14 protein-coding genes, 4 pseudogenes and 1 riboswitch are annotated in these 19479 nt (G+C 66.4%); of the genes and pseudogenes, 12 read left to right on the forward strand and 6 right to left on the reverse strand.

All coding sequences use genetic code 11. The annotated features are described in order from the left end of the window. Positions 1 to 235: 235 nt before the first annotated feature. Together ACO0LU_RS02190 and ACO0LU_RS02195 are read left to right on the forward strand one after the other, a co-directional pair. Entirely contained in the window at positions 236 to 1798 is a 1563-nt protein-coding gene (locus tag ACO0LU_RS02190) for an IS1634 family transposase (RefSeq protein WP_424789784.1), read from the forward strand. A gap of 449 nt (positions 1799 to 2247) precedes the next feature. Next, positions 2248 to 3578, forward strand: a pseudogene (locus tag ACO0LU_RS02195) (IS1380 family transposase). Positions 3579 to 3786: 208 nt separating this feature from the next. Here the strand turns inward: ACO0LU_RS02195 and ACO0LU_RS02200 are convergent. Continuing rightward, a pseudogene (locus ACO0LU_RS02200) lies at positions 3787 to 4137 on the reverse strand (IS3 family transposase); the annotation flags it as partial. Between ACO0LU_RS02200 and ACO0LU_RS02205 the strand changes: the two are divergent. Then, positions 4124 to 4364, forward strand: a pseudogene (locus tag ACO0LU_RS02205) (integrase core domain-containing protein); the annotation flags it as partial. The pseudogenes ACO0LU_RS02200 and ACO0LU_RS02205 overlap by 14 nt on opposite strands. A gap of 250 nt (positions 4365 to 4614) precedes the next feature. On the opposite strand, the pseudogene ACO0LU_RS02210 reads toward ACO0LU_RS02205, so the two are convergent. Continuing rightward, positions 4615 to 4734 (reverse strand): annotated as a pseudogene (locus tag ACO0LU_RS02210) (transposase); the annotation flags it as partial. A gap of 224 nt (positions 4735 to 4958) precedes the next feature. Here ACO0LU_RS02210 and ACO0LU_RS02215 point away from each other — a divergent pair. Next, positions 4959 to 6419: a polysaccharide biosynthesis tyrosine autokinase gene (locus tag ACO0LU_RS02215; protein ID WP_424789785.1), complete on the forward strand. Its 1461-nt coding sequence runs from the start codon at positions 4959 to 4961 to the stop codon at positions 6417 to 6419. A gap of 16 nt (positions 6420 to 6435) precedes the next feature. Here ACO0LU_RS02215 and ACO0LU_RS02220 read toward each other — a convergent pair whose 3' ends face one another. After that, a complete protein-coding gene (locus tag ACO0LU_RS02220) occupies positions 6436 to 7392 on the reverse strand; it encodes a hypothetical protein (protein WP_424789786.1) in 957 nt (318 codons plus the stop codon). A 103-nt stretch (positions 7393 to 7495) separates the two neighbouring features. Between ACO0LU_RS02220 and ACO0LU_RS02225 the strand changes: the two genes are divergently transcribed. Beyond that, complete coding sequence (locus tag ACO0LU_RS02225) at positions 7496 to 8125, forward strand: low molecular weight phosphatase family protein (RefSeq protein ID WP_424789787.1); 630 nt, start codon at positions 7496 to 7498, stop codon at positions 8123 to 8125. A gap of 96 nt (positions 8126 to 8221) precedes the next feature. On the opposite strand, the gene ACO0LU_RS02230 is transcribed toward ACO0LU_RS02225, so the two are convergent. Next, complete coding sequence (locus tag ACO0LU_RS02230) at positions 8222 to 9223, reverse strand: LCP family protein (protein WP_424789788.1); 1002 nt, start codon at positions 9221 to 9223, stop codon at positions 8222 to 8224. 144 nt (positions 9224 to 9367) lie between these two features. On the opposite strand from ACO0LU_RS02230, the gene ACO0LU_RS02235 reads away from it, so the two are divergent. The 7 genes from ACO0LU_RS02235 to ACO0LU_RS02265 all read left to right on the forward strand — a co-directional run bounded on the left by ACO0LU_RS02235 (position 9368) and on the right by ACO0LU_RS02265 (position 16533). Further along, positions 9368 to 10612 carry an MFS transporter gene (locus ACO0LU_RS02235; RefSeq protein ID WP_424789789.1) on the forward strand — a complete coding sequence of 415 codons (1245 nt, stop codon included), beginning with the start codon at positions 9368 to 9370 and terminating at the stop codon, positions 10610 to 10612. A gap of 178 nt (positions 10613 to 10790) precedes the next feature. Further along, positions 10791 to 10972, forward strand: a riboswitch (cyclic di-AMP (ydaO/yuaA leader). Position 10973: 1 nt separating this feature from the next. Further along, complete coding sequence (locus ACO0LU_RS02240; RefSeq protein ID WP_424789790.1) at positions 10974 to 11957, forward strand: LysM peptidoglycan-binding domain-containing protein; 984 nt, start codon at positions 10974 to 10976, stop codon at positions 11955 to 11957. Positions 11958 to 12331: 374 nt separating this feature from the next. After that, entirely contained in the window at positions 12332 to 13675 is a 1344-nt protein-coding gene (locus tag ACO0LU_RS02245; RefSeq protein ID WP_424789791.1) for an enolase C-terminal domain-like protein, read from the forward strand. After that, the gene (locus tag ACO0LU_RS02250) at positions 13672 to 13995 is read left to right on the forward strand and encodes an L-rhamnose mutarotase (protein WP_424789792.1); all 324 of its coding nucleotides are present in this window, start codon (positions 13672 to 13674) and stop codon (positions 13993 to 13995) included. The genes ACO0LU_RS02245 and ACO0LU_RS02250 overlap by 4 nt, the downstream gene beginning before the upstream one ends. Beyond that, on the forward strand, positions 13992 to 14924 hold the full coding sequence (locus ACO0LU_RS02255; protein WP_424789793.1) for an aldo/keto reductase: 933 nt from the start codon (positions 13992 to 13994) through the stop codon (positions 14922 to 14924). The genes ACO0LU_RS02250 and ACO0LU_RS02255 overlap by 4 nt, the downstream gene beginning before the upstream one ends. Beyond that, positions 14921 to 15772 (forward strand): amidohydrolase family protein, encoded by an 852-nt coding sequence (locus tag ACO0LU_RS02260; protein ID WP_424789794.1) that lies wholly within the window; start codon positions 14921 to 14923, stop codon positions 15770 to 15772. Before ACO0LU_RS02255 ends, ACO0LU_RS02260 begins: the two co-directional genes overlap by 4 nt. A gap of 20 nt (positions 15773 to 15792) precedes the next feature. After that, positions 15793 to 16533: a copper homeostasis protein CutC gene (locus ACO0LU_RS02265; RefSeq protein WP_424789795.1), complete on the forward strand. Its 741-nt coding sequence runs from the start codon at positions 15793 to 15795 to the stop codon at positions 16531 to 16533. 12 nt (positions 16534 to 16545) lie between these two features. Here ACO0LU_RS02265 and ACO0LU_RS02270 read toward each other — a convergent pair whose 3' ends face one another. After that, entirely contained in the window at positions 16546 to 18033 is a 1488-nt protein-coding gene (locus ACO0LU_RS02270; RefSeq protein ID WP_424789796.1) for a M81 family metallopeptidase, read from the reverse strand. 36 nt (positions 18034 to 18069) lie between these two features. Beyond that, on the reverse strand, positions 18070 to 19248 hold the full coding sequence (locus ACO0LU_RS02275; protein WP_424789797.1) for an ROK family protein: 1179 nt from the start codon (positions 19246 to 19248) through the stop codon (positions 18070 to 18072). Between the last annotated feature and the right edge of the window lie 231 nt (positions 19249 to 19479).

The raw sequence follows: 19479 nt of genomic DNA on the forward strand, positions 1-19479 counted from the left end.
TTCCTAAGCGTATTGGATTGTATGAGCGTGTCTTCAGTGTACCCTACGGGTTTTAGGTCGGTATCCTAAGTATCCTCGGTATGCAACATGTGCCTATAGGTGCACCCAAAGACCAAATCTAGGCCTGACTCGTGCCACTTTCGGCTGATTCGACTGTCTGGCTGGTGTTGGTGCTGGTCAGGGGGGCGTGCTCGGGGTGGTCGACACACTAATTAGGGTCGATAGGGTCTGTTTCGTGGTGTTCGTGCGCAAGGTCCGGACGAAGTCCGGGGCGACGGCGGTACAGATTGCCGAGCGTGAGGGTGGCCGTGACAAGGTTCTGGAGCACCTCGGCTCCGCCCGCACCGACGCCGAGCTTACCGCCCTGCTTGAGGTGGCCCGCGCCAAGATCTACCCCGGCCAGGGCGAGTTGGACCTGAGCGCGGGTTCGGTGCCCGCCGGGCATGCGGTGATCACGGGCAAGTCCAGCATGCTGCTGTGGCACGTGCTGTCCAGCGCCTACACACGGCTGGGATTCGACGTGCTCGGCGACAAGACCTTCAAGGACCTGGTCCTGGCCCGGCTCGTTGAGCCCACCAGCAAGGCCGACTCGATCCGCGTCCTGGACGAACTCGGCGTGCAGCACGCCTCGTTGCGCACGATCTTTCGCTCCCTGGCCCGCTGCCAGGAACGGGACTACCGCGCCCAACTCTCCGCCGCCTGCTTCGCACACGTCGAGCGGCACGGGGACCTGACGTTGTGCCTATACGACGTGACCACTTTGTACTTCGAAGCCGAGAACGAGGATGACCTGCGCAAGATCGGGTATTCCAAGGAACGGCGGGTCGATCCTCAGATTGTCGTCGGGCTGCTGGTGGACCGCGCAGGCTTCCCGCTGGAGGTTGGTTGCTTCGAGGGGAATCAGGCAGAGACGTCCACGCTCCTGCCAATCGTGAACGCGTTCACCGAGCGTCACAGCCTGGCCGACATCGTCATCGTCGCCGACGCGGGGATGTTGTCCGCAGGCAACCTCAAGGAGTTGGACGCGGCGAACCTGCGGTTCATCGTCGGGTCCCGATCGGCCAAGGCACCCGGTGACCTGGCCTCCCACTTCCGCTGGCACGGGGATGCGTTCACCGACGGTCAGCTCATCGACACCATCACCCCGCGGGTCTGCACCCCCGCCGCGAAGGCCGCCAACGATGTGAAGAAGCGAACTGAGCCGGTGTGGGACCCCAAGGAGCACGAGCTGTCGTGGCGGGCGGTGTGGGCCTACTCGGCCAAGCGCGCCGCCCGAGACACCAAGACCCTGACCCTGCAGGAGAACCGGGCCAAGGCCGTCATCGCCGGTGAGAAGGCCACCCGCACGCCCCGGTTCGTGAAGACGAAGAACGGTGCGACCAGCCTGGACGAGGCCGCGCTGGCCCGCGCCAAGCGCCTCATCGGGCTGAAGGGGTACGTCACCAACCTGCCCGCCAGCGTGATGCCAGCAGCCGAGGTCATCGCCTCCTACCACTCGCTGTGGCAGGTCGAAGCCTCGTTCCGGATGACCAAGAGCGACCTGGCCGCCCGCCCCGTCTTTCATCACCAACGCGAGGCGATCGAGGCCCACCTCACCGTCGTCATGGCTGCCCTCGCGGTCGCCCGGCACCTGCAGGACAGCACCGGGCTGAGCCTGAAGAAGATCGTTCGCACGCTACGCCCACTGCAGCAGATCACCGTCAATATCGCCGGCCACGAGCACACCGCCGCCGACCCGCTCACCGACACCGCCAGCCAGATCCTCACCGCCACCGACACCGAATGGCCGACACACTAAACCGGCACGAGTCGGGTGTACCCTACGGGTTTTAGGTCGGTATCCTAAGTATCCTCGGTATGCAACATGTGCCTATAGGTGCACCCAAAGACCAAATCTAGGCGTCAAGGTAATCGTCCGGTGGTGCGCCTGTGGTCGGATCCCGCACGTGAGCGCGGCACAACGCTTCTAGTCCAGTATGTGGTGGACTGGGCCGATAGTTTTGTGCGGCGCAGGCGGCGAGTTCGAGGATGAACGTGTTGCCCATCGCCTCTATATTACGACGTCTGGCTGCGGATGCAGCGGTTGTGGCCTTGCTACCGCTCACGGGAGGACTAACTCCTAGATCCGCCTTTCACCTCCTAGGGGCGACTGGGCTTCTAACTGAGCCTCGATCTGCGGGGCGGCCAAGCGACCGGATGGGTCGTCAGAGCCGAATGCTCCCGTGATCAGCGAAAATGAGACTTGATATGGGTTCCAAGAAGCTGAGAACAGGAGCACTCGTAGTGCAAGTTTCGAATACCTTTTCGGCGCAGTTCGATGATGACAATCTGATCGGCACCGCTGGGTTGATGCCAGTGATGACATTGGCCGAATCATCGGGGTTGGCGGGCCTGGCCATCAGCGACATGGACCTGCTGCGTCATGGCGGGATGAGGAGGGCTTTCACCGAAGGTCGGGCCCCGACCACGTTGGGCACGCATCTGCGGGCCTATACCCATGGCCACACCCGGCAGGTGGATGCGGTGGGCTCCCGGATGCTGACCGGGCTGGCCTCCCGGGTCCCTGGGCTGATGGCTGGGGCTGAGCAGATGGCGTATGTGGATATCGATGACACCATCCGCCAAACCCATGGGTATGCCAAGCAGGGCACCGGGTATGGCTACTGCGGGGTGAAGGGCCTGAACGCTCTGGTGGCCACGGTTTCGACCCCGGTGGCCGCGCCGGTGATCGGCGGCATCCGACTACGCAGAGGCTCAGCCCCCTCTGCCCAGGGGGCCCCGAAGATGATCGCCGAGACGCTGGGTACTGCCCGCCGGGCAGGGGGCGAGCGGGGCGATCACGGTGCGGGCTGATAGTGCCTTCTACCAGTACCCGGTGGTGGCCGCCGCCCGCCGGGGCGGGGCGCACTTCTCCATCACCGCCCGCCATGATGCCGGCGTTGTTGCCGCGATCAGCCGCATCCCCGAACACGCTTGGGTCGGTATCAAGTACCCGAAAGCGATATGGGACGAAGACGAGGGCCGGTGGGTCTTGCGATGCCGAAGTCGCCGAGATCGAATACACCGCCTTCACTTCCCGCAAGAAGGCCGAGCATCTCACCGCCCGGTTGATCGTGCACCGAGTCAAACGCCTGAACCCTTCCCACGGCGACGGCAAGGACGCCCCGGTGGAGGTATTCAGCGCCTACCGCCACCACGCGGTCTTCACCGACTCACCGTTGTCGATGCTGCAGGCTGAGGCGGCTCACCGTGACCACGCAATCATCGAGCAGATCATCGCCGATCTGAAGGCAGGTCCGCTGGCCCACTGCCCCTCAGGGTCATTCTCAGCCAACAGTGCCTCGACCATCCTGGCTGCGATCGCCTTCAACCTCACCCGCGCCGCCGGAGTGCTCGCCTCGGCGTTCCACGCCCGCGCCCGCACCGCCACGATCCGATCTCAGTTGATCGCCGTCCCTGCCCGCATCGCCAACCGGGCCCGCACCTGGATGCTGCATCTGCCACGCATCTGGCCCTGGCAGCAGGCCTGGCAGGCGCGCTTCGACACCGCCGGTGGACCATCTCCAGCACCAGCCTGAACCCCCCACCCGTCCCACCGACCCAGGGACCTGAAAGTGGAAAAGCCGGGCAGACCGGCAGACCACTGCTGCCCTTACGCGCCGGTGACTTCGAAAACCCTCACGAACTGACTCTCATCGACTCCCAGAAACTGGTTCGGCGTATCCAGGCTGAGTTCACCCGCCGGTGTGGTGGTTGACGGGGGGTATCGCAGTAGTTCCACCCCAATCAGGCTCTTCGACTTTGAGCGCGGTGTGCCGCTGAGGTGAGGGCTCGTGGCCCTGTACCAGCATGGGTGTTGTCAAGACATCCCTGTTGGTGAAAGTGAACCGCCCCGGCATGTCCGGAGACTTGTCGGTGTGAGAGCTCAGCGGTGGGCTGGGCTCGGTGGTGAGCGTAGTAGAGGGCTTCGCGCTCGGCTGGCGGGATGTCTCCGCAGTACTCGTACAGCCGTCGGTGGTTGAACCAGTCGACGTACTCTGCGGTGGCGTATTCGACCGCGTCGACGGTGCGCCAGGGGCCCTGGGGCTTGATCAGTTCGGTCTTGTACAGGCCGTTGATCGTCAACGCCCTAGCCGAGACGACCAACGGCTACTACAAGGCCGAACTCATCCGCGGTCCGATCCGTGCCGAGCGCGGCCCTTGGAAGGCCGTCGAGGACGTCGAACTGGCCACCCTGGGCTGGGTGCACTGGCACAACAACGACCGGTTGCACGGCTACCTCGGCGACCTACCGCCAGCCGAGCACGAGCAGGCCTATTATGCTGCTCAACGGACCGACCAAACCCCTGGTCGGAATCCAATAATCCGAGTCTCCATCGAACCCAGTGCGGTTCATTCCTCCACGACTACAATCATCATCGAGCCCACACCGCTATCGGAGGCCTCACCCCAGCAGACCGCGTTCACAACCTAACGGGGAAGTACACCTAGCCCGCTGCCGACTCACCGCCATCGAGAACACCCGAAACGAGGTGACCACCGACCTCGACCCCAGACTCGAACTCAGCGCCTGAAAACCCGACCGAAGGAATCAGTCGCTACACCACTCCCGGGGACTTGACCGAGCATCTCGTTAGCCAGGCGGATCACGTGCCAGTGATCGGCACTGATCTTGACCTTCGGCAGCACACTTGTGATGGCCGATTTGAACTCTGCGGACATGTCGATGGCCAGTTGACCTGCTGCACGGGCCGGGAGTGCACCCGCGAGGACATCGGCCACGAGCTCTCACCTCAGCGGCACACCACGCTCAAAGTCGAAGAGCCACCAAAGCCTCACGGGCAAGATGTCCTCTACCGTGCAGCAGTCGCCCTGCGCTCCGCGACCAAAGAAGGAAAACCTGTGTCTCTGAGGTATGACAGGATGCTCCTGACTGAGCCGAGTAGCGAAGGGTAGCTATGGAAATCGGAGATCTGCTTAGGATCTCACAGCAGCGGTGGATTTCGATCGTGGTGACCGGGCTTGCGGTCCTGTTAGTCATCGCGGCAACGACGTTATTGATGACGCCTCAGTACACATCGCAAACGCGGATCTTTATCGCCGTCGATGCGGGTGAGTCGGTATCGGACCTCGCTCAAGGGTCCAACTTTGCCGAGCGCCAGATGAGTTCGTATAGAGAGGTCGTCGTCTCTCCCCTCGTACTTGAGTCAGTTATAGAAGCGTTAGATTTGGATAAGACTCCAGAGCAACTAGCCGAGTCATTGACGGTGACCGTGCCTGCAGACACCGTGGTCTTGGAGATCGCAGCAACGGACGCGGATCCTGCACTAGCACGTGATGTCGCGAATGCGGTAGGGGCCAGTGTCAGCGATGTTATCGGCGGGCTGTCTCCGGATCGTCCCGACGGAACTGAGTCCGTCCGGGCAACAGTGCTTAGCGAGGGGACGTTGCCCAGTTCGCCTTCATCACCCAACGTGATGCGAAACCTCGCGCTCGGTGTCGTTCTAGGAGCCCTCCTCGGTGGCGGCTTGGCCATCCTGCGGGAGGTGTTGGACACGAAAGTCCGCAACGAGCGCGACGTCGCGGGAGTCTCTAGTACTGGAATTTTGGCGAAGGTTCCGCAAGACGAAGCGGCATCAAGTCATCGGGTTTTTGTCCATCAGGAAGCGCGCGGTCCCCGGGCTGAGGCGATTCGGCGGCTGCGGACGAACTTGCAGTTCGTGGACTTCTCCGAACGTTCGCGTTCCTTAGTTGTGACATCGTCGATCAAGAACGAGGGGAAGAGCACAACAGCGATTAACCTAGCGGTAGCAATGGCTGACGCCGGGTCGCGGGTGGTCTTGATCGACGCAGACCTGCGGCGCCCCTCGGTGGCGAGGTACCTCGGGCTGGAGGGAAAGGTGGGGCTGACCACGGTTCTCAGCGGCCAGGCGAACGTCGAGGATGTACAGCAGCCTTGGCGCAACAGCGGGCTGCACGTGCTCGCATCCGGGCAGATCCCGCCCAACCCGAGTGAACTGCTCGGGTCGTCTAACATGGCTAGGCTGTTGAAGATCCTTGAAGCGCGCTACGACATGATCGTGATCGACAGCCCGCCGCTGCTTCCGGTTACTGACGCTGCAGTACTTAGCCGTGTGGTTGGTGGTGTGGTTGTGGTGGCTGGCGCGGACACGCTCCATAAGGGTCAGTTGCAGCAATCGCTGGAAAGTCTTGAGGCCGTCGATGCGCACCTCTTCGGGATCGTGCTCAACAAGATTGAGCGCACTGCACGCGCCAGTTATTACGAGGACTACTATGGCGAAGACAGTGGCTCGAAGCCCGGGGGTCGAAGTGGTAAGCGACCGAGCCACAACCCGCAGCGGGCACGCAACCGTCGTCGAGCCAGGCCACAGCGGGCCAAGGCTGGTTCAGTTCGCTGATAAAGGCAAGCCAGGGTCAACTGAGGCCAACCTCAGGGGTGAAGACCGCCTCCTCGCCGTCCCAGATCCACACACCACTTCCCGCCGCGCTGATCGCGAGATCATCCGGGTCGGGGATGTTCACGCAGGTTTCGGCATCGGTAGCACCCATACGGTCGAGCGACGCCACGGCGAAGCCCTCGTCACAGGCGTCCGCTTGGTTGATGGTGACATAACCCTCATCAGCAGGGCCCATCGCGAGCACCGCTGCGTCGGGGGACGCAACATCCCAGGTGATTGCGGCGTCGTCGGTGATCATGAGGGTGCCATCAGCGCACAACACGCCACCTCCGACCGTGTCGAGGCCGACCAACCGTGCGATCTCGCAGGGAGCCTCAACGAGGCCCGACGGGGAGCCGACGTAATCGGGGTCCGCCGGATGCAGGTACCAGGAACCATCGAGCAGATCGTTGTTCTGCACCCACGAGATTCCGCCGTCGGTGGTGTTGATGTACGTCGGCTCACAGTTGTCGCCGCCGATCGCGAAGGCGCCCTCTGGGCCAAGCGGGCGCAGGCGTGACAGCGGGGCAAGGTCGATTTCGACGGGCTCCCAGGATTCACCGCCATCGACGGTGCGTTCCAATTCACCTGGGGCGTCGCAGGAGCCGACAGTTCCGCGCCAGGCAATGCTGTCGTCGAAGTTCGCGAGGAAGCGCTCGGCGGGGGGCAGGGATGTCGGTCCTGGTGTCGCCAGCGGGTCCTCGGAGTCAGCGTCGTCGTCGCTGTGCGGTTCGTCGGGTTCGTCCTCGGTGGGTGTCGAGATCTCGGTGGGCTCTGTGCCCGTGGGGCTGGGCGCGAGAGTCACTGGTGGGGGCGATTCAGAGGGGTCGGGCGTCGTCGGGCGCAGCACCAGGGCCAGGATGAGGACCAGGTTGAGCACGACCAGGACTGCGATGGCGATGAAGGCCAACGTCCGACGTTTGGAGGAATCCACAGGCACGATCCTACGGGCGGGTCTGGGGTCGCATGCGGGAGCCTGCCTGTGTAGCGCTTAAGGTGGAGGCTTGTGTCGCTGAACTGATGGGAGCAGCAACCTCGTGAAGTACCGATCGGGTGAGAACTTCACCGTGCTTGCCGTGTGTACCGGGAATATCTGTCGTTCCCCGGCGCTGGAGCGGCTGCTTCGAGCGGAGTTCGCCGATAGTGACCGCATCTCGGTGGTGAGTGGCGGCTTGGGCGCGCTGGTGGGGGAGCCGGTGCATCCGCCGATGGCGGACTTGCTTCGGCGCCGAGGCGTAGACGCCGATGGTTTCGCAGCGCAACAGGTGACCCAGGAGATGGTGAACTCAGCGGACCTGGTGCTCACCGCCAGCCGGCGGCAACGCTCTGCAGTGGTAGAGATCTCACCCGCAGCGGTGCGGCGCACGTTCACCGTTCGGGAACTCGCGCGGATCGCAGCGAATCTGGAGCCGCGGGACCTGGACGAAGCCGCCGGTGGCTCCCCTGACCCCGTGCAGCGGTTCGCGGCCCTCGTACCCCTGGCGGCCACACACCGGTTCGAGGTTGACCGCAACCTCGACGACGTGAGCGACCCCTACCGACGAAGCCCAGAGGCTTACGCCGTAGCGTTCACGCTCATCGACGAGGCGGTGGAGACCATCACACGCGTGGTGCGCGGTGAAGGGGCGCGAATGGCACCCGAAGTCGTGGAGGCGACGGGGCGCTGACGGTGCTGCGGGTGTGCTCTTCTGCGCCGGTAGCAGGACGACTTCCGTAATCAGGGTGCGTGTCGCCGTCGGCCATCACGTATCAGCGGACACCGGCTACCAGGGTGCGTATTGCGCGCCGTAGGTGTCGACGTACTCATCCATCGAGTCGGTGCGCAAAGCCTCGCCGAGCGCTGCGGTTTGCTCCTGATCCACCACGTTGACCGACTGGCCCTGCTCAGTGCCGAAACCGGTGACCGGGGCCATCAGGGAGACCACCGAGTCGGCGTCGAAGTCCTGCAACGCCGTGCCGAGCGCGATGGCGTCCGTCAAATCGACGTCGCCGGTGATGTCGACGTGCTGGGAGAGCATGTCGATCAGTTCCGGGAACGCCTCGGGCTCCTCGGTGAGTCGTTCCTGAATCTGCTCCAGCATGCCGACCAGGGCGGCCCGGCCGCGTTCGGTGCGATCCAGGTCGCCCAGGGGCATGCCTTGGCGCTGGCGCACGTAGTCCAGCGCGGTGGTCTCATCGAGGGTGATGCGGCCCTCGGGGAAATCGGTGTCACCCACGGAACTGGCGTACTGGTTGTCCACCTCGAAGGGGCCCACCCACCGGACGAGGTCGGTGAAGCCGTGCATGTTCGTCTGGATAGTGGCGTCGAGGTCCAGTCCACCGAGCAGTTCGTCAAGGGTGGCGTGCATGGTGTCCAGGCCGCCTCGGGGGAGAGCGGAGTTCAGTTTGCCGTGCCCGTAGCCGGGGATGTGGACCCAGGAGTCACGGGTGAAGGAGATCAGGTAGGCGTTCTGCCGGTCCTGGGGCAGGTGGGCGAGGATGATCGTGTCCGGTCGCCCGGCCAGGGCGTCGGGGTCGCGGTCGTCGAGGCCGAGGAGGAGGACGTTGAGGGGGCGGTGGGGGAAGGGGTCCTCGGGTTCGGGGTCTGGGGCTGGGTCCGGTGATGGCGTGGGCCGGGGCTCCTCCGGGGGCTCCGGGGAGGCGCTGAGCGGCACTGTGGCCGGTGGATTGGCACGCGGGGATGCATCGCCACTGCAGCCGGCGAGGGCCAGCGTGGAGGCCAATATCAGGAGCACGGCACGGACGACGGTGCGAGGGGTTGCCATGCGTTTCCTCTTCTTCGTGGCCCGGGCGTTCTCGGTCGTTAGCGTACTTGGAGGCCGGGCGATGAGGTGGGCTTTGAACTGGCGCTGGGCTGCGTGCCTGCGGCTGACGTGGGTCCCTCGCCGTATGCGCGACAATGCCCAGAGATGAGCGCACACGAACCTGCCCCGAGCCCCTCGATCTCCCTGCGTGCCCTGCTTCCCGGTGTCTACCTGCCCACGCTGCTGTTCGAGATCGGCGTGGGCGCGATGATGCCCATGATCGCGGTCTCCACCACCAGCCTGGGCGGGAGCCTGTCCACCGCGGCGCTGATGGTCTCGCTGCTGGCGGTGGGAAAAATCCTGGCCGACGTGCCCGCCGGGGCGCTGGCGGCGAAGGTGGGTGACCGGCCGGCGATGGTGGCGGCCTCGGGGCTGGCGGTGCTCGCGCTGGCCGGGCTGGCGCTGGCGCCGAACCTGGCCACCCTGGCGGTCGGCGTACTGCTCGTAGGCGCGTGCGAAGCGGTGTACGGGCTTGCCCGCCAGTCCTACCTGACCGCCGTCATCCACCCGCTGCGCCGGGCCCGGGCACTGTCCACCCTGGGCGGGGTTGCCCGGATCGGGCTGTTCCTGGGCCCGTTCGTCGGTGCCCTGGTGATGGCCGGGTCCGAGGAGCCCTCCCGATCCTACTGGGTAGGCGTGGTCACCTCCCTGGCCGCGGCCGCCGTCGTCGTCGGGGTTCGCGACCCGGCCAAGAACCTGGCGCATGCCGGTCCATCCGCCGGTGCCCGCCCGGCCGTGCTGGCCGTGCTGCGCGAGCACCGCCGGGTGTTCCTCACCTTGGGGGTCGCGGTGCTGGGCGTCAGCGCGGTGCGCGGGGCCCGCAACACGGTGCTGCCGGTGTGGACCGAGTCCCTCGGCTTCGACCCCTCCACCACGTCGCTGGTGTTCGGGTTGTCCGGGGCGATCGACATGTTGTTGTTCTACCCGGCGGGCAAGGTGATGGACCGGTTCGGGCGGTTGTGGGTGGCGATCCCCTCGATGGCGGTGATGGGGGTGGCGATGCTGGTGCTACCGCTGACGTCCACCCTGGTGGGGGTCTCGGTGGTGGCGATGGTGCTGGGGCTCGGCAACGGCATCGGGTCGGGCATCCTGATGACGCTGGGCGCCGATACCGCTCCACCGGGGCAGCGGGCCCAGTTCCTGGGGATCTGGCGGCTATTCGCCGACACCGGGGGAGCGGCCGGGCCGCTGGTGGTCTCGGCCGGGGCGGCGCTGGGCTCCCTGGCTGCGGGGATCGTCGCGATGGGAGTGCTCTCGGCGGGTGTGATCGGGGCGCTGGGGCGTTGGGTGCCGCGATGGTCGGTGCACGCCAATGCGCGGACCCGGCGGGAGGCGGGGGTGGAGCGGTGAATCGGTGCGTCACCGCCACTAACGCCGTGGAGTCGCCGGCCCCAGTTGCCGGCAGCGAACGTGGTCGCGGTCCCGAGCCGCGACGCGGTCGCCGTGACCAAATTGTGATCTATGTTACCGAATCGTGACATCCGGCCATGGGCGGGTTACGGTCGCCGCACTTCCGACCCTGGAAGTCCGTAGGCGGACGCCGAACTCTGCCACCGCCTGCGGCCCATAGTTCGCCCTGGCAGGGGCGGGGGACCCACGAAAAACGGGACCGGCGTGCCGGTCTCTGGGGTGAAGTCTGGCGACGGCCAGGCCGGGTGTTTATCCGACCCGAACCCGACAGCTAACCCCGTAGGCAACCGGAGAAAACACCATGACACTACACAGCACCGCACGCGCGCGGCACCGAGCCGACGTGCGTCCCACCACCTTCCTCTCCGACCTGCCGGTGGGAAAGGTGGCCCGTCGCGGCACGGCCGGTGTGGCCACCGCGGGCCTGGCCTTCGGCCTCGCGATGCCCGCAGCCAGCGCCGACCCGGACGAGACCTACACCGTGAACGCCGGTGACACCGTGGGCAATATCGCCGCCCAATACGGCGCGAACATCCAGGAGATCATCTCGGCCAACGGCCTTCGCTCCGATGCGCTGATCTTCCCCGGTGACGAACTCACCATCCCCACCAGCTCGGTCACCTCAAGTGCTGGTGGAGCCACCCACACCGTGAGCGCCGGTGACACCGTCGCCGCGATCGCGGCGCGGTATGGCGCCGGCGTCCAGGCGATCATCGACGCCAACGGCCTGGGCGCAGACGCGCTCATCTTCCCCGGTGACGAGCTCACCATCCCCGGTGGGTCCGGATCCTCGTCGGGGTCGGCCTCGTCGTCGGGGTCGGGGTCGGCTTCAGTCTCCGGGTCGGGCTCGGCGTCAACGTCGGGCTCCGGATCGGCTTCCGTGCAGCGGGGGACCGACACGGCCTCCCGTGATGGCCAGCGTTCCGCTGCGCCCTCCCCGCAGGCCAGCGCCTCTGGCAGTGCGATCGTCAACATCGCCCGCCAGTTCGTGGGCACCCCGTACGTGTGGGGTGGATCCACCCCGGCTGGGTTCGACTGCTCCGGGTTCACCTCCTACGTGTACGCCCAGGCCGGCATCGACTTGCCGCGTAACTCCGGGGCTCAGCGCAGTGCCGGTCACGTGGTCTCCGCCAGCCAGGCCCAGCCCGGGGACTTGGTGTGGTGGCCGGGGCACATCGGTATCTACACCGGCAACGGCAACCACATTGCCGCCCGCAACCCCGGCACCGCGCTGCACGAGAGCAAGATTTGGCGGGCCAACCCCACCTTCATCCGGGTGGCCTGACCGGCTCACGGACTCACCTGCCGCGTGCGACACGTCGGCCCGCCCCGAACTTCGGGGCGGGCCGACGTGCGTGGCGGCCCCGGGCTGCTCGCCCATGATCAGCCGGCCGCAGCGACGAAGTCAGCATTAGTCGGCTGAAGAGGAGGCTTCAGCCGACTAATGCTGACCTCGGGGGTGGGCTGGCACAGGGCCTGGACATCACCTACTGAGGGCGAATCTGGGCTCGGAAGCGGGCTAGACGTCCGATCATTTAGGGAGGCATCAGCGAAGACTGCCTAAGATTGCCACCGTCGGCCCTGCCGGATCTGTGCTATACCTCCTACGTCTACTCTCTCTGCACGCGTGCCACCCATCTCCGAAAGGACATCGCTGCCATGGGCACCATCACCGCCCTTGAGTCGCGGGACGTTCGATTCCCCACTTCCCGTCAACTGCATGGCTCCGATGCGATGAACCCGGATCCGGACTACTCCGCCGCCTACCTGATTCTGCGCACCGATGAGACCCTGCCCGGTGGTGAACCACTGGCCGGCCACGGTTTCGTCTTCACCATCGGCCGCGGCAACGATGTCCAGGCCGCGGCGCTCGCAGCCCTGGCCGATCACGTCCAGGGCCTGGATATCGACGCGGTGTGCGAGGACCTCAGCCTGGTGCCCCGCCTGCTCACCGAAGACTCCCAACTGCGGTGGCTGGGCCCGGAGAAGGGTGTCATCCACATGGCAGTCGGCGCCGTGGTGAATGCCGTGTGGGACCTGGCCGCCCGCCGCGCCGGGAAGCCGCTCTGGCGCTTCATCGCCGAACTGTCCCCCCAGCAACTGGTGGCGTGCATCGATTGGCGCTACCTGGAGGATGCACTTACCCCCGGTGAGGCCCTGGAGATGCTGCAGAAGAAGATGGGCGGACGCGCTGCCCGCACCGCTGAACTGCTCACCGAGGGCTACCCCGCCTACACCACCACACCCGGGTGGCTCGGCTACTCCGATGAGAAGTTGACGCGATTGTGCCGCGAAGCGGTTTCCGACGGCTACCGGACGGTGAAACTCAAGGTCGGCCAATCCCTCGATGAGGACATCCGCCGGCTGTCCCTGGCCCGGGAGGCGCTCGGCCCGGACGTGCACCTGGCCGTGGACGCCAACCAACGGTGGGGCGTGGACGAAGCGGTGCGGTGGATGAGCGCGCTGGCGCCCTATGACCTCGCCTGGATCGAGGAGCCAACCAGCCCCGACGACGTGCTCGCCCACGCCGCGATCCGCCGGCAGATCCCGGTCCCGGTCTCCACCGGAGAGCACGCCCAGAACGGGATCATCTTCAAGCAACTGATGCAGGCAGAAGCGGTGGATCTGATCCAGATCGACGCCGCCCGGGTGGGCGGGGTGAACGAGAACCTGGCGATCCTGCTGCTCGCGCAGAAGTTCGGCGTGCGGGTCTTCCCCCATGCCGGCGGTGTGGGCCTGTGCGAACTCGTCCAGCACCTGGCGATGGCCGATTACGTGGCGATCTCCGGGGCTAAGGAGGACCGTGCGATCGAGTACGTCGATCACCTGCATGAGCACTTCGAGGATCCGGTCATCATCCGCGACGGCCGGTACCGGGCGCCCAGCGCCCCGGGCATGAGCGCCCGGATGAAAGACTCCTCGGTGCAGGCCCACCTGTACCCCGGCGGTGCGGTGTGGGAGGACGAGCACAGCAACGCCGATCGGAAGGCAGCACAGGCATGAGAGTCGCCGTTCACACGAAACTCACAGCAGGCGCCGAGCAGGCCTATGACGAGGCGCACCGGGAGGTGCCGGCCGAGTTGGTCGCAGCGATGCGGGCCAACGGGGTGCACGACTGGCGCATCTGGCGCAGCGGACTCGACGTGTTCCAAGTGATCGAGTGCGAGGACTACGCTGCACTGTTGGCGGCGCTGCGGGACCTGCCGGTCAACGTTGCCTGGCAGGAGCGCATGGGGCAGATGCAGGAGGTCACCCACGACTACTCCGCTGCCGGCGTCGATGACGGCCTGCCGATGGTGTGGAACATCAAGGACGTCCCGTGAGCGTGGTGTTCGGTGCCGCGTCCATCGCCGGGTTGTACCGCCCCGTCAGCCGCGACGACGCGCTGGCAACCCTCGAGGAGGCGTGGAACCAGGGCATCCGGGCCTTCGATACCGCCCCGCACTACGGGGTGGGCCTATCGGAGACGTTGCTCGGTGAGTTCCTGCAGGACAAACCACGGGAGTCCTACACCTTGTCCACGAAGGTAGGACGGCTGCTGTACGACGACCCCGGCGCCCAGGACGGCACCGACGGGTTCTTCGGGGCGCCCAAGCGTTCCCGCATCCGGGACTACTCCCGCGATGGCGTGCTCCGGTCCCTGGAGGACTCCCTTCAGCGACTGGGCCTGGATCGGGTGGACACCCTCTTCGTGCACGACCCCGAAGACCACATGGACGCTGCGCTGGACCAGGCGGTGCCGGCGCTGGCGCAGTTGCGCGACCACGGGGTGATCAGCAGTTACGGCGTGGGCACCAACTACGCGCAGATCGCGTCCCGGTTCGTCGCCGAGACCAGCGCCGACCGGATCATGGTGGCCGGGCGCTACTCCCTGCTCGACCGGCGCGCTGATGCCACGTTGCTGGCGTTGTGCGCCCAGCGGCAGGTGCGCGTGCAGGTGGCTGGGGTGCTCAACTCCGGGCTGCTGGCCGAACCCGGCCCGGGTGCCCCGTTCAACTACGAGCCCGCACCGCAGTGGCTCATCGAGGTAGCCCAGCAGATGGGCCAGGCTTGTGCCCGTTATGACATCGCGTTGCCCGCGGCAGCGCTCCAGTTCCCCACCCGCCACCCGGCGGTGGAGGCGATCGTCATCGGTCCGGGCCGCGTGGCCACCGTGCGGGACACCTTCGCCCAGCTGGCCGTCTCCATCCCCGACGGGTTGTGGGACGAACTGGAGGCCCTGCTGCCCGATCAGGACCGGTTGCCCTCATGACGCAGAATTCGCAGATCCTGGATGCGCACCTGCACGTGTGGGACCTTCAGGCCAATACCTATCCCTGGCTCACACCCGAACTGGGCCCGCTGTATGCGAACTACTCGATCGAGCAGGCGCGCACCGAGGCCCGGGCCGCCGGAATCACCGAAGCCATCCTGGTGCAGGCCGAGGACTCGGTGGCCGAGACCGACTATCTGCTCGGCGTGGCCGAAGAGCACTCGTGGATCCGGGGGGTGGTGGGCTGGCTGCCGCTGGATGACCCGGCGGCCGCTGGGGCGCTGCTGGAGCGCTACGACCGCAACCCGCTGCTCGTGGGGCTGCGGCACCTGATCCACGAGGACCCCAGGCCAGACCTTCTCGACTCTCCTGAGGCCCGCCGCACCCTGGCCGCGGTAGCCGAGCACTGCTACCCGATCGACATCCCCGATGCGTGGCCGCGTCACCTGCAGCAGGTGGAGCGCCTGGCCGCCGCCGTGCCCGACCTGAGGATCGTCGTCGACCATCTGGCCAAGCCACCGCGCGCCCAAGCCGATTTCCCCGACTGGGCCCGCACCCTACGACAGGTGGCGGCGCACGAGAACACCGTGGCCAAACTCTCCGGGCTGCACATGCCCGGGCAGCCCTACACCGCCGCTGCGCTGCGCCCGGCCTGGGAGGTGGCGCTGGAGGCGTTCGGTCCGGACCGGTTGCTGTACGGCAGCGACTGGCCGATGAGCGTGCCGCACGGCGGTTACGGGCCCACCCACGAGGTGCTCATGGAACTTGTGTCCGAACTCTCGGCACCGGAACGCACGCGCATCCTGCGCGAGACCGCGCGCCGGGTGTACCGGTTGGCCGATTCCTGAACAACCCGGAGGAAGACCTGATGCCCACGCCGACCCCGCCGGCCCGCCTGGAGATCGCGATCCAGGACATCGAGGGTGCCCACGTGGCCGCCGCCCACGGCGCGGACCGGGTGGAGTTGTGCCAGGCCCTGGCAGTGGGGGGCCTCACACCCAGCCTGGGCCTGATGGCGTCGGTCGCAGCCACCGGGGTGCCGTTCCGCCCGCTGATTCGCCCCCGTGCCGGAGGCTATCGCTACACACCGGCGGAGGTCGCCGTTATGGTCGCCGACGTGCGCACCGCGCTGGAGTGCGGGGCCGAGGGTGTGGTGATCGGTGCGCTCACCGATAACGGACTGGACCACGCCACCTTGCGCGCGCTCGCCGATGCCGCGCACGGCCGGCCGGTGATCATCCACCGGTGCATCGACGTCCTCCTGGCCGATGGGCAGCACGACCCCGCGGCGCTGGTCGAGCAGATCCTGGCCACCGGGGCCACCGGGGTCCTCACCTCCGGCGGGGCGCCCCGCGCCGGGCAAGGGCGGGCCGTGATCGGTGCCCTGGCTGCGGCCGGTGGCGGTGACCTGGAGATCGTTGCCGGCGGGGGAGTGCGCCCCGAGGACGTGTCCGCGCTGGTGGCTGCGGGAGCCGACGCGGTGCACCTGAGCGCGAGCCGTGAGGTGGCCGCCGGCCCCTCCGGACCCGGGGGAGGCCAGGACACCTTCTCCACCACTGACGCCGGCGGTGTGGTCGCCGTGCGGGCGGCGGTCGACGCGCTCGCCTGAGTTCTTCGGGACTTAATGGCGCGGCGACAGCACCGTGGCACTCAGGGACGGTTCAGCCATGCCCGGGTCGAAGGGGTACATCGGCCGCTCGATCCGTTCATGACCCAGCCGCAACAGGTCCTGGTCCACCCCTCCTGGGGTGAGCGCCATCCGCCAGTCCGCAGCCAACCCGTACAGGTACGGCTCGAGGTAGCCCACCTTGGAGATCACGATGTCGAACTCGGCCGGATCCACTCCGGCGTGGCCGAAGTCCTCGGCCAGGTGGTAGGGCTTGCGCCGCTCGGTCACCACCACGTGCAGACCGCCCACCCGGATGACGGCGACGACCCCGGCCACCGGATCGGTGTCGCTGACGTGCTCGACCACGCCGTCCAAGGTCACCTGGGGCTCATGGATGGCGTCGATGCGGGCACCGGCCTGCAGCCGAACCGGCGCACCCACGCCCGCCTCCGCCGCCTCGCGGGCAGCCGGGGCATCAGGGAGCGCGGTGTAGAGCACCTTGACCCCGCCACCGGTGACCCGGGAGTCCTCCAGGAGCCGGGCCACAGCCCAGGTCATATCGCCCGAGCCCCCGGCGGTGGGATTGTCACCGGAGTCGGAGATCATGAACGGCCGGGCCGGGCTCGCGATCGCCTCCTCGAGGCACTCGGCGAACGTACCGGTCGGGGCGACGAACTCGAAGTCCGCCCGTGCCTGCCAGTACAACTGCGCGAGCCGTTCGGCCTCGCGCGTCACCACGCCGGTGTCATACCCGGTGACGACCACCGTGGCGTTGCACCGGGGCTCATCAGCCCAGGCATACCCCACCCAGATCGCGGCATCGAGCACGTCGTCCAGGGCCTCAACCACCGGAACCTCGGCGTAGATCCGCTTCGCCGGGTCGATCCGGGTGGAGGTCTTCTCCCCGGGCAGCAGCACCGGAACGCGCACCCACGCCTTGTGGGGCCGCTTGCCACTGGCGAGTACCTCGAGCAGATTGGCCACCGTGCGTTCCCGGGATTCCATGGCGTCCTCGTGCGGGGCCATCCGGTAGCAGGTGATCAGGTCCACGGCCTCCAACAACGGCTGGGTGACGTTGCCGTGCAGATCCATCGAAGTGGAGATGACGGTGCCCGGCCGCACGGCCTCGCGCACCCGCTGCGCGAAGTGGCCCTCGGCGTCGGCCATCCCCTCCACCGACATTGCCCCATGGATGTCCAAGAAGACGCCGTCGAACGGGCCGTGCTCGGTAAGCAGATCGAGAATCTCGCGCTCCATCTGCTGGTAGGCCCCGGCCAGGACCGCGCCGCCGGGGATCGCCCGCGCCTGCATCAGGGGCACCCACTCGGCGGCGGCGCGGAGGGGTTGCTCGCTCTGCAGGAACGGGTAGTACTCCAGGAGGTCATCGCCGCGGCGTTGGACGAAGTCCTCCAGGCCGGCGCGGTGGGGCGAGAACGTGGAGGACTCGATCGCGATCCCGACGATGGCGATCCGGGGGCGGGTGGTGGGCGAGGAGGTCATGCCATCCCTTCGTACGTAGGCAGCTGTGAGCGGTGATCAAACGGTTTCGCCGAGTGGCACGAGATCTTCTGTCGATCGGAAAGCGTCATCAGGGGTGCTGATCTTCTGTTCGAGGATCGATCGAGCGCCTCCGAGGATCACGGCGTTTTCCCCTGTCGCCAGCGAGGAGATGGTCAAGGATCTCGTGGCGAGAGGGTGGCAACTTTCGTACAACTGGCTGCGCACTGAAGCGATGAACGGTTCACACGTCGAGAGCGCTCCGCCGAGAAGCACCGCACTTGGATTGAAGAAGTTCACGACGACAGCCAGGACGCTGCCTAGGTGATGTCCCGCAGTCCTGACGAGGGGCGTAGCCCGTGGATCCCCCTCGTGGACGAGGTCAATGACGCCGGCTACGTCGATGATGTCGACACCTTGGGAACGAAGTTCGCTGACGATCGCGGCACCGGAGGCAACTGTTTCCAGGCAGCCGCGGTTGCCGCATGCGCATGGTCTATCGCCGGCCGCTTGGACACGGGCATGGGAGATGTCTCCAGCCATCGCAGTCGTTCCCCGGTACAGTCGACCCCCAGCAATGACGCCTGCGCCGATCCCCGTCCCGACCTTGACGCAGACCAGGTTGGCACCGAGGTCAGGGGAACTCGAGTATTCCCCGAACGCCATGAGATTGGCGTCGTTCTCGACGACAACAGGTGATTGGTTTCGGTGCTCAAGCCATTCTCTTACCGCGTAGCCGTGCCAACCAGGCATCCGTGAGGGCGAAATCGTGGCCCCGGCCGCTTCGTCGACGGGACCTGGAAGACCGAGGCTCACCCCCTGCAACACGGAGCCTCGCGGGGCCTTCGTCGAGAGTTCTGCGAACATCTGCTGGACCGCATGGAGCGAGGGTTCCGGCCCCTCTGCGATCGACAGCGGTTGCTCCTGGTATGTGACCAGCGAGCCGGCCAGGTCCACAAGTCCGACGCGGGCATGGGTGCTTCCGAGTTCACCTGCGAGGACATGGCCCGCCGAGCCACGAACGGTCAGGATGCGTGGCTTGCGACCACCTGTGGACCGCTGGCTTCCGCCCTCCTCAAGGAGGCCTAACCGAATCAGTTTCGCGACCAACTGAGAGACGGTCGAGGGTGCGAGGTTGAGGTGGTCCGCCAGCGCAGTGCGGCTGAGCGCCTGCCCGGAGCGCACCAACTCCAGTACACGCGGCACGCTAGTCGACATTGCTTCTCCCAGTGTAGGTATTCGTGCTTGAGGGTGCGGGCCCAGTCGCAACGCTGCCTGGTCGCTCTACCTCGCCGGATCCCAAGTGGCCCGGCCGTCAATCTACGGCGTCACGCAGGGTCTGTATGCGCCTTTCGTTGCGAACGTCAATCTTGGTTCATACAGTGATGAAAGATACGCTACCATCGAACAAAGATCGTCGACTGGTATCCCCAGTGACCAACAAAGGAG

This window comes from Pseudactinotalea sp. Z1748 (assembly GCF_049725185.1).
GTDB lineage: Bacteria > Actinomycetota > Actinomycetes > Actinomycetales > Beutenbergiaceae > CALKWS01.